The following is an 8,865-nucleotide window of genomic DNA, read 5'->3' on the forward strand; positions in this document are numbered from 1 at the left end:
CGCTGGCCGTGCTGCTCGGCGTGCTGGCGGGCGGAGCGGGCCTGGCCCTGGTGGCGCCCGCGCCGCCGCTGATCGTGACCTCGGCGATCGTGTACGGCGCCACGTTCATGAGCGTTCCCGCCGCCGTCACCGCCCTGATCAAGGCCGGCACGCCGCCCGCCGACTGGACGGCCACGCTGGCGGCCTTCACCACGGTGTTCGCCGCCGGCCAGACCGCAGGCCCCTGGCTCGCCGGCATGGTCGCCGATCACACCTCGACCGACGCCGTCCTGGCCTGGACCGCGATCCTGTGCGCCGCCGCTGCCCTGATCGCCGCGATCGCGGGCCGTTCCCGTCCCGCTCCCGTGGCCCGCTGACGATCAGCCGGGTGCCCGGGATCGACGCACTGCCGGCTCCTTCGAGGTCGGGACACTCGACCGCTGGCCCGCCGCGTCACTTCGGGCACCAGGGGGCGACCGCTCCGAGGCTGAGCCCGATCACCTGCCGGGTGCCGTGAAGGGCCGCGTCGCCCGACAGCGCCGGATCCTGGCCGCCGGCGTCACCGAGCACGTGGAGGCGGCCGAGCCGCTCGAACGCCTGTGCGCGCAGGTCACCATCGACCGGTTCCACGACGACATCGACGCCACAGTCTCGGTCAACTCGTCGACGGCCGCGGCGAGATCGGCTCCGACGATCACATCAGTGCCTTCGGCGGCGGATGCGCGCTTGACCTCACTGCCGGCGACGCCGATTAGCGGACGGGCCGGCTGTCAGCGGCGCAGGGCGGCGGCGAGGTCGTCGAGGTAGTGGGAGACCGGTCCCAGGGTGAGCAGCCCGCTGCCCGCCCCGGCCAGTTCCGCCGCGGCGGGCGCGAGCGCGGCATGGGCCCGCTCCATCGCCTCCCGGTCGCCGACCGCGACGGCGGCTCGCGCGACCAGACACCACATGGCCTCCAGCAGCAGGTCTCGGGGCGGGTCAGGGACGTGGCGCAACTTCGCCACCGCCTCATCTCGGCGGCCCTGGGCGAGCAGCACCACGGGACGCGCCCACGGCTCGTAGGGTCCGAACCCGGCGCCCTCGTCCGCCAAGGCGACCCGAGAAATGTCGGCGGCCTCATCCGCCAATGCGACGCGGGGAGAGCCAGTGCCCTCGTCCGCCGATGCGACCCGAGGAGGCGGAGCGGGTTGTGCGTGGCCGCGCAGGCTCAGGCACAGCAGCGCGAGCGGCAACAGTCCGAGCTCGAGCCCCGGCATACCGGCGCCGTCGAGCCGGGCGGCGGCGGCCCGATAGGCCGACTCGACCTCCTCCACCGGCGCCTGTCCGGTCGCGTCGAGCCGCAACGCTCGGTACCACTGGGTGAAGACGCCCACCAGCGGCAGCTCGTACCGCTCGGCCAGGCGGTCGGCGGCGCAGGCGTGGGCATCGGCTCCGGGGAAATCCGCGAGCGCGCAGCGGGCTTGGAGACGGATGAGGTGCCCGAGAACCTCGTAGGTGGCCAGGCCGTGCCGAGCCGACAGGGCGACCAACTCGGCGCCGATCGCATCCCGGTGCACAGCCAGCCCCGCCCGATGGAACGTCTGCATGAACACGGCATTGAGCGCGAACGCCAGCAGCCTGGGATCGTCCAGCCGGCGTGCCAGCCGTTCCGCCTCCCGGGCGGCCTGTGGGCCGCGCGGCGAGTCGGTACCCCGGGACTCCAGGCCGATCGTGGCCAACAGGCGAGCCCGCGCCGCATCATGCGTCCCCGCCGGGAGAACGGCGCGGCTGGCCGTTGGGTCGGTGGCGCTCGGCGGGAGGGTGGAGGCGCCGGCCGGCCATCGACGCCCTCATCGGCCTCCTCGACCCCGACGCCACGGCGATCGCCGACGGCGGCGGCCTGGTCAACGCCGCGCTCCTCCCGGTCGAAGGCAGCGAGCAGGTCGCCCGCTACTGCGTCGATATCGCCAGCAGGGCACCCGATCTGACGATCCTGGAGCGGACGGTCAACGGTCAACCCGGTCTGGTGCTTCAGTTGGACGACGTCACCGTGGGAGTGATGGCGTTCGAGGTCACAGGTGACCGAATCAAGCACATCTGGGGAGTGCGGAACCCCGAGAAGCTCCGGCCGTGGACGACGGGCTGACGCGTGCTGCTCACCCGGGATGGCCAAACCTGAGTCGTGTCCTGGGGCGCCGCGACCAGCGCGGCGCCCCATTCCGACCTGCCACCCAGCTCGGCCGGCCGCGCCTGGACCCGGGCCTGGAAGATCACCATCGGCGGAGCGGCGGCGCCGAGGCCGGGGTCGCCGAACCGGATCCGCATCATCGGACAGATAAAAGATCAGGCTGGCTCACACCTCCGGCGGGAACCACGCTTGAAGGTTCTGAGGGTTGATCGGCACTGAGATATGTTCGTGCGTGATCAACCACTTGTCACTTGACCGTCGGCAACAAACGGTCGATCGTACCCATATCGAGCTCTGGAGCCCGTTCTTGCGCGTTCCGCTGTCCAGGTGAAGCATGTTCGCGAACGCGACATCTGCATGCGTCGCAATGGTAAGGTCGTGCGTTTCCAGGCCGATGGGGCCATCGTATTCATCAAACCACCGCACAAAGTTGCCGCGGACTTCATCGGCCCCCACGAACTGGAGAGGGGGAACGACATCGTAATAAACGATGTCGGAAGAATAATGTGACATGAGTCGATCAATGTCCTTTGCCTGGCAGGCATCGACTCGACTGTCCAAGAGCGCCTTAACCTCGGAATCGTTCGAAGTCATCGCATCCTCCGTTCACGAATCTGACCGCAACCAGCTCACCTGGCGACGGCTCCTTTGCTTTCTGTGGAATATGGGGTGCCACCGGCTGACGGATCTGCCGTACCAGCCCCGTCGGTGCTTCGTGCTGGATCAGGCCGCGCGGCCTGCCTTGAGTGAGGCAGCGGTGTCGACGACGCGGCGGGCCTGGTGACGGGCCGCCTGCAAGGTCACCTCACTGGGTGAGCCATCGCCGGCCACGTGGGAGGTGCCGTAGGGATTGCCTGACTCGAACTGGATGGGGTCGGTGTAGCCGGGGGGCACGATGATGCCGCCCCAGTGGTAGAAGGTGTTCCCCAGTGCCAGGAGGGTGGACTCCTGTCCGCCGTGGGCGGTGTTGGAGGCGGTGAAAGCCGAGTACACCTTGTCCGCGAGCTTGCCTTGGTACCACAGGGGACCTGTGGTGTCGATGAACTGCCTGAGCTGGTTCGCCGGGTTGCCGAAGCGGGTGGGGGTGCCGAACAGCACCGCGTCGGCCCAGGCCAGATCGTCGTGGACGGCCTCGGCGACGTCGGCTGTGTCCTGGAGGTGTTGGGCCCAGGCCGGATTGGCGCTGATCGCCTCCGGTGGGGCCGTTTCGGCGACCTTGCGCAGTCGCACGTGTGCTCCGGCCTTTTCGGCGCCCTCGGCGGCGGCTTGCGCCAGAGCGTGCACGTTGCCGGTGGCGCTGTAGTAGATGACTGCGACGTTCACGGGTTCCATGATCAGCTTTCTTTCTTCGCGTTCGGTTCATCGGTACGACGACACAGCCCTGCGCAATGTGAGGCGACGCGCCGACCTCACCCTCCGGGCCAGGACGCAGCCGGCAGCCTCGCCACGGCCGCCTGGTGGCGCCGAGCCGACCACGACGATCTGGCCTGGGCCGACGCGACAGGGAACCGCCGCCGCCGTACCCCTCGCCGTAGCGTCAGGACCTCGGAGCGTCAGGCGCGCGGCCGACCGGAACGCCGTCCAACTCCAGGTGGCGGCTCATGTCGAGCACCAAGCGCCTGTACAGGTTCAGGTGAGTCCAGAACATGGCCGTCAGGCCGCGGTGAGCCGCTTTCGCCAGGCAACGTCGCGCAGCACGATCTGGATCAGCGCCGCGATCTTGGACTTCGGCTGCACCGGAGCCCGCCGGATGTTGGCTCAATCAAACAGGCAGAAATTGGATCTCCCGACGGTGCCGCTTCATCGCGTAGGGTCATGCCGCTCAGAACGATCCACCGCTAGGAGCGAGTAACGATGTCCTATCCGCCGCCGCGATACTTCAAGGACCACGGAATCGCCAGCGCGACCTACCGGCCGACCGACGCACCGCCGGACCTCACGATCGGAGTCAAATCCCGGGTCGGCTATCTGGCGACCGGTGCGAGCACCGATGGCCAATTCGGTCTCTACCGCTGGGACATGGCCGCGATCCCGAACGGCCCCGGCGCCCACTTTCACAGGACCATTTCCGAGTCGTTCTTCGTCCTGGAGGGCACCGTCTCGCTGTACAACGGCGAGCGATGGCTGGACGCGACACCGGGCGACTTCCTGTACGTGCCGCCAGGCGGGGTCCACGCCTTCAGCAACAATTCCGATGCACCTGCTTCCATGCTGGTGCTGTTCACGCCGGGGGCGCCCCGGGAGGCGTACTTCCAGGAGCTCGCCGAAATCGTCGCTTCCGGCCGCCAGCTCAGTGACGAGGAATGGACTGAGGTGTATGCCAGGCACGACCAGTACGTCGCACCGTAGCCGATCACCGGACCCGTCGACTGCGACGCAGCGGCGGGGCCGCGAAGAGATCAAGGCGCTTCGAGTCACCCTGGAACAGACCTGCGGGGAAACCTGGAACTGCGTCTTGCCCCGGTCGTACCGTACCGAAAGCGATCCGTCACGATCCGGAGACTCTACGCATTCCACCTGTGTGCCTCTTCTCTGTCCAGGGCAGGATTGAGCTGTTGCTTGACTCTGCTGCTCTGGAGAGGACCAAGCCATGGCCACCGGTTCCCGTAGCGCGGGTCGTAGCGGTTGCAGCTTTCACGGTCACCGTGGGAGTGGCCATCAACCAGATCCTTGACAGCGGCACTGTCCAGCCGCTGTGGCTAGTCACAGGGCTGGTGCCGGCAGCGCTCGCCGAAGCGACGCAGCGGTGGCTGGCTCGCAGGGACGCAGCCGCCGACGTCGTTATGCCGGTGCTGTGGCCGGAGCTGAGCGTCCCCAAGGCTTCCTCAGCGCGTCACTTGATCACGGCGTCGGCGGGCGGCGCGGATCTCGGCGCCGCGCCCACAACAAGATCAGCAAGCTCGAAGAGGCACTGCGCGGCTTCTTCACCGACCACGACGCCATGATGCTGGACGACATCGACCGGATGGCCGCCCCGCTCACCGAGCGGTCGAACCCTGACGTTCTGGTGCGGCCCTGATTCCCTGGGTTATGTTCATGTCCTCCCCTTGGGCAGCGGATCAGGAGTCGGCGTCGGCAGGGCTGGCGGCGGCTGCCGTTCGCTGGGTGAGGCGGTCCAGGCGTAGTTCGGCGACGCCGCGGTAGGCCTTGCTCAGAAGGCGGGCCAGCGGGCCTTTGTGGCGGAACTCGTGGGTGACGATGGTGCCGTGGCCGTGGGGGCGCAGGTGCCAGGTGCCGGTTTCTCGGAAGCCGGGCACTTGCCAGGTCGTGTCGATGTCGTGGTCGTCGATTCGGGTGTATTCCCAGGTTCCGCTCAGCTCTCCCCTGACGGTGATGAGGTAGCGGGTGCCGGTGGCGGCGCGGGCGGGTCCGTTCAGGGAACGGAAGGCCGGGTTCCACTCCGGGAGGGCCTGCGGGTCGAGCAGCGCGTGCCGGACCCGGTCGAGGGGCGCGTTGAGGAAGCGGGTGGCTCGCTGGTGGGTCATGGCGGGGGACCTTCTGGGCTATCGGGTGGTGGCGATGCGGCGGGCGAGTGCTTGACCTGCGGGAAGGTCGCCGACGAAGGCGCGCAGGAAGGTGTTGATCTGGTCGAGGCCGGTGTCTTCGGCCAGAGCGTCGATCGACCGGTAGAGCTGTTCCTCGATCTGGATGACCTGTTGGGCCAGGTCGTCGCCCCTGTCAGTGAGGCGGAGTTCGATGTGCCGGCGGTCGTGTTCGGCGGCGGTGCGCTGGATCAGGCCTGCGGCGACCAAGCGGTCGACCAGGCGGCTGGGGCTGGTGCCGCTCTCGCAGACCAGGAGCTCGCCCAGGCCGGTCAGGGTCAAGGGCTGGCGGTCGTGCAGGATGCGGATGACTTCGGCCTGGGAGGTGGTGAGGCCCAGCGGCTTCAGCGCTTGTCCCAGCAGGCGGTTGCCTTCGCGCTGGGCGGCCAGGACGAGGTAGCGGAACTCCTCTGCGGGGCGCATGGACGTCATTCTCCCAGGTCAGAGCTGGGCGCGAGCGGCGGCCAGGTCACGGCTGGTGGCGCCGGCCAGGGCGGGGGCCGCGCTCGGGTCGTGGGCGGCCAAGACCGTCAGGCCGGGGTTGGCCAGGCGGAACTGGTTGATCATCTCGGTGGTGGCCGCCAGTTGACGCTTTTCGCCGACGCCGGGCACGTGGCCCCGCTCCAGCAGGCCCACGTCGTAGGTCAGGTCTCCGACCATGAGCAGCGGTGCGCGTCCAGAACTGCGGACCAGCATCGACAGCGACCCGGGGGTGTGGCCGGGGGTGGGCAGCAGCACCATGCTGCCGTCGTCGAACAGGTCGTGCCCGGTGGTGAAGGGGGCCAGGGTGAGGTCGGCCAAGGGCTCGGGGTCGAGGTGGCGCCAGCGCAGGCCGGGCAGGTCGATGTGGGAGCGCAGGAGCCCGCGTAGTTCCGGTGCTACCTGACCCAGGCTCTGCCACTCGCGGCGGCTGACCACGATCTGCGCGCCGGTCAGCTCGCGCAGCCCGCCGATGTGATCTTGGTGGAGGTGGGAGATGACCGCGGTGTGGACGTCGCCGATGTCGTAGCCGATGGCCGCCAGCTGGGAGGTGAGGGTTTGCTCCGGGGCGATGTCGAATCGGGACAGCCGGTCATACATCACTCCGGTGATGCCGCCGGGGAAGTAGTCGGGGTCGGTCACCGAGGCGCGGTCCTGCCCGGCATCGAACAGCACCAAGCCGTCGCGGTGCTCGATCACGTACACGTTGATCGGTAGCGGCTGCGTCCAGCGTCGCGAGGTGAACAGCCACCAGTACAGCGGCTTGCGAGTGGCGGCCACGTGCTCGGGGTGGATCGACACCGAGCCGGTGCTGACCACCGAGACACGCTTGATGGGGTTTGCGGCGTTCCTCGCGTTCGTCATGATTATTAGATTACACGACATATATGTCGTGTCAACTAATCTTCGGTGCGACGAAGGTTTGCTACACCCCCGCTGGACAGGTGGCGCCGGCAAATGATCAAACCTGGGGATGGCCCAGGCCGGGAACGGGGGGCATGGCATTTGGAGAGTGACGTCAGTCCCCAGCGTTGACCCGCGTTCGGGGCGCGAGTGGTGCCGGGTCTGGTGGCCCGGAGCTCAGCCTGATCTACTCCCGCGGGCGGCCTGAGCCGCTGGACCTGGACGAGCTCGTAGAGCGCTTCACGCTGCGTCCGGATGATCCGGCAGCGGTGGCGAGGCGGGTGGAGAGGGCGCGGATGCGGTCGACGAGCTCGGGCGGCTCGTGCACCTCGAAGTCGATGTCCATCAGCGCGACCCAGACGGCGAGTTCGTCAAGGTCGTTCGCGCCGCTGGACAACGTGCAGGACCGCTCGTCGATCGGCTCGATCGTCCCCATCGTGGCCGGCATGTGCTCGGCGACGACCTCGGCCGGAGCGTGCATCGTGAAACGGCCCTGGTATCGATAGGGCGCGATGGAGATCGACCGGGACATGTAGGCCACCAGGTCGGAGTTGGGAGGGTCGCGGGGGACGAACCGCGGTCCGTTCGGCGTCCGCAGGCTCAGGCGGTCGACCCGGTAGCTGCGCCAGTCGGCCCGGCCGGTGTCCCAGCCCAGCAGGTACCAGTGCCGCCCCGAATGGATGAGCCGGTACGGCTCGGCGGCGCGGACGCTCTCCTGCCCGTCGTGCGTCCGGTAGTCGAACCGCAGGGTCTCGTGGTCGCGGCAGGCGGCGGCGATCGCGGTCAGGGACGCCGGGTCCACCGCCGAACCCGCCCGTCCCATGGGCACGGTCATCGACTGCAGCGCGTGCACGCGATGCCTGAGCCGGGACGGCAGCACCCGCTCCAGCTTGGCCAGCGCCCGTACGGAGGTCTCCTCGATCCCCGACACCGAGCCCCCGGCCGCCGTCCGCAGCCCCACCGCGACCGCCACCGCCTCGTCGTCGTCCAACAGGAGCGGCGGCAGGTCCGTGCCTGCGCCGAGCCGGTAGCCGGGCGCGCCGGCGGTGGCGTGCACGGGATAGCCGAGCTCGCGCAGCCGCCCGACGTCACGGCGGACGGTCCGTGCGGTCACGCCGAGCCGCTCCGCCAGTTCCACGCCCGACCACTCCCGGTGGGTCTGCAGGAGCGAGAGCAGTCTGAGCAACCGGGCCGATGTCTCCAACATGTTCTCCAGATTGCCCTGTTCCTAGGACTGATCCTGTCCTAGCAGGTTCCTAGCGTGTTCCCTATGACGTTCACCACGGAGATCAGCCCGTTCCGCATCGATATCCCGCAGCCCGCGCTCGACGACCTGCACGACCGGCTGGCGCGTACCCTCTGGCCCGACGAGCTGCCCGGCGTCGGCTGGTCGTACGGCATCCCGGTCTCGTACGTGCAGCGGCTGGCCGAGTACTGGCGCAGCGGATACGACTGGCGAAAGCACGAGGCGGCGCTCAACGAGTACCCGCAGTTCACCACCGAGATCGACGGCCAGAACATCCACTTCCTGCACGTGCGGTCCCCCGAGCCGGACGCGCTGCCGCTGATCCTCACCCACGGCTGGCCCGGCTCGATCGTCGAGTTCATGAAGGTCATCGGCCCGCTCACCGACCCCCGCGCCCACGGCGGCGACCCCGCCGACGCCTTCCACGTCGTCGCCCCGTCCATCCCCGGCTTCGGTTTCTCCGGCCCCACCCGCGAGACCGGCTGGGACCTGCGCCGGGTCGCCCGCGCGTGGGCCGAGCTGATGAGCCGCCTCGGCTACGAGCGCTACGG

At 69.0% G+C, this 8,865-nt stretch carries 13 protein-coding genes; 5 read left to right on the forward strand and 8 right to left on the reverse strand.

The window, feature by feature from the left end:
• A partial coding sequence (locus AB0J09_RS46705; RefSeq protein WP_360706444.1) for a YbfB/YjiJ family MFS transporter occupies positions 1 to 356 on the forward strand: 356 nt, incomplete at its 5' end.
• Between the two features lie 76 nt (positions 357 to 432).
• On the opposite strand, the gene AB0J09_RS46710 is transcribed toward AB0J09_RS46705, so the two are convergent.
• Both AB0J09_RS46710 and AB0J09_RS46715 read right to left on the reverse strand, forming a co-directional pair.
• A complete protein-coding gene (locus AB0J09_RS46710; RefSeq protein WP_360706447.1) occupies positions 433 to 609 on the reverse strand; it encodes a hypothetical protein in 177 nt (58 codons plus the stop codon).
• A gap of 140 nt (positions 610 to 749) precedes the next feature.
• Entirely contained in the window at positions 750 to 1,694 is a 945-nt protein-coding gene (locus tag AB0J09_RS46715; RefSeq protein WP_360706450.1) for a hypothetical protein, read from the reverse strand.
• Between the two features lie 56 nt (positions 1,695 to 1,750).
• Between AB0J09_RS46715 and AB0J09_RS46720 the strand changes: the two genes are divergently transcribed.
• A complete protein-coding gene (locus AB0J09_RS46720; RefSeq protein ID WP_360706453.1) occupies positions 1,751 to 2,101 on the forward strand; it encodes a hypothetical protein in 351 nt (116 codons plus the stop codon).
• Positions 2,102 to 2,308: 207 nt separating this feature from the next.
• Here the strand turns inward: AB0J09_RS46720 and AB0J09_RS46725 are convergent, their stop codons facing one another.
• Both AB0J09_RS46725 and wrbA read right to left on the reverse strand, forming a co-directional pair.
• Positions 2,309 to 2,737, reverse strand: a complete 429-nt coding sequence (locus AB0J09_RS46725) for a nuclear transport factor 2 family protein (protein WP_360706456.1) — start codon at positions 2,735 to 2,737, stop codon at positions 2,309 to 2,311.
• A gap of 129 nt (positions 2,738 to 2,866) precedes the next feature.
• Complete coding sequence (wrbA, locus tag AB0J09_RS46730) at positions 2,867 to 3,475, reverse strand: NAD(P)H:quinone oxidoreductase (protein WP_360706459.1); 609 nt, start codon at positions 3,473 to 3,475, stop codon at positions 2,867 to 2,869.
• A gap of 522 nt (positions 3,476 to 3,997) precedes the next feature.
• On the opposite strand from wrbA, the gene AB0J09_RS46735 reads away from it, so the two are divergent.
• Together AB0J09_RS46735 and AB0J09_RS46740 are read left to right on the forward strand one after the other, a co-directional pair.
• Positions 3,998 to 4,492, forward strand: a complete 495-nt coding sequence (locus tag AB0J09_RS46735) for a cupin domain-containing protein (RefSeq protein WP_360706462.1) — start codon at positions 3,998 to 4,000, stop codon at positions 4,490 to 4,492.
• 445 nt (positions 4,493 to 4,937) lie between these two features.
• Positions 4,938 to 5,162, forward strand: coding sequence for a hypothetical protein (locus AB0J09_RS46740; RefSeq protein WP_360706465.1), 225 nt, complete (start codon positions 4,938 to 4,940; stop codon positions 5,160 to 5,162).
• 40 nt (positions 5,163 to 5,202) lie between these two features.
• Here the strand turns inward: AB0J09_RS46740 and AB0J09_RS46745 are convergent, their stop codons facing one another.
• From AB0J09_RS46745 to AB0J09_RS46760, 4 genes are all read right to left on the reverse strand, one after another.
• Positions 5,203 to 5,628, reverse strand: coding sequence for an SRPBCC family protein (locus AB0J09_RS46745; protein ID WP_360706468.1), 426 nt, complete (start codon positions 5,626 to 5,628; stop codon positions 5,203 to 5,205).
• 18 nt (positions 5,629 to 5,646) lie between these two features.
• On the reverse strand, positions 5,647 to 6,108 hold the full coding sequence (locus tag AB0J09_RS46750) for a MarR family transcriptional regulator (protein WP_360706471.1): 462 nt from the start codon (positions 6,106 to 6,108) through the stop codon (positions 5,647 to 5,649).
• Between the two features lie 18 nt (positions 6,109 to 6,126).
• On the reverse strand, positions 6,127 to 7,029 hold the full coding sequence (locus AB0J09_RS46755) for an N-acyl homoserine lactonase family protein (protein ID WP_360706474.1): 903 nt from the start codon (positions 7,027 to 7,029) through the stop codon (positions 6,127 to 6,129).
• 226 nt (positions 7,030 to 7,255) lie between these two features.
• A complete protein-coding gene (locus tag AB0J09_RS46760) occupies positions 7,256 to 8,275 on the reverse strand; it encodes a WYL domain-containing protein (RefSeq protein WP_360706477.1) in 1,020 nt (339 codons plus the stop codon).
• Positions 8,276 to 8,338: 63 nt separating this feature from the next.
• Here AB0J09_RS46760 and AB0J09_RS46765 point away from each other — a divergent pair.
• The coding region (locus AB0J09_RS46765; protein ID WP_360706481.1) for an epoxide hydrolase at positions 8,339 to 8,865 on the forward strand (527 nt) is incomplete at its 3' end.

The sequence above is a fragment of the Nonomuraea sp. NPDC049784 genome (assembly GCF_040659615.1).
Classification (GTDB): Bacteria; Actinomycetota; Actinomycetes; order Streptosporangiales; family Streptosporangiaceae; genus Nonomuraea.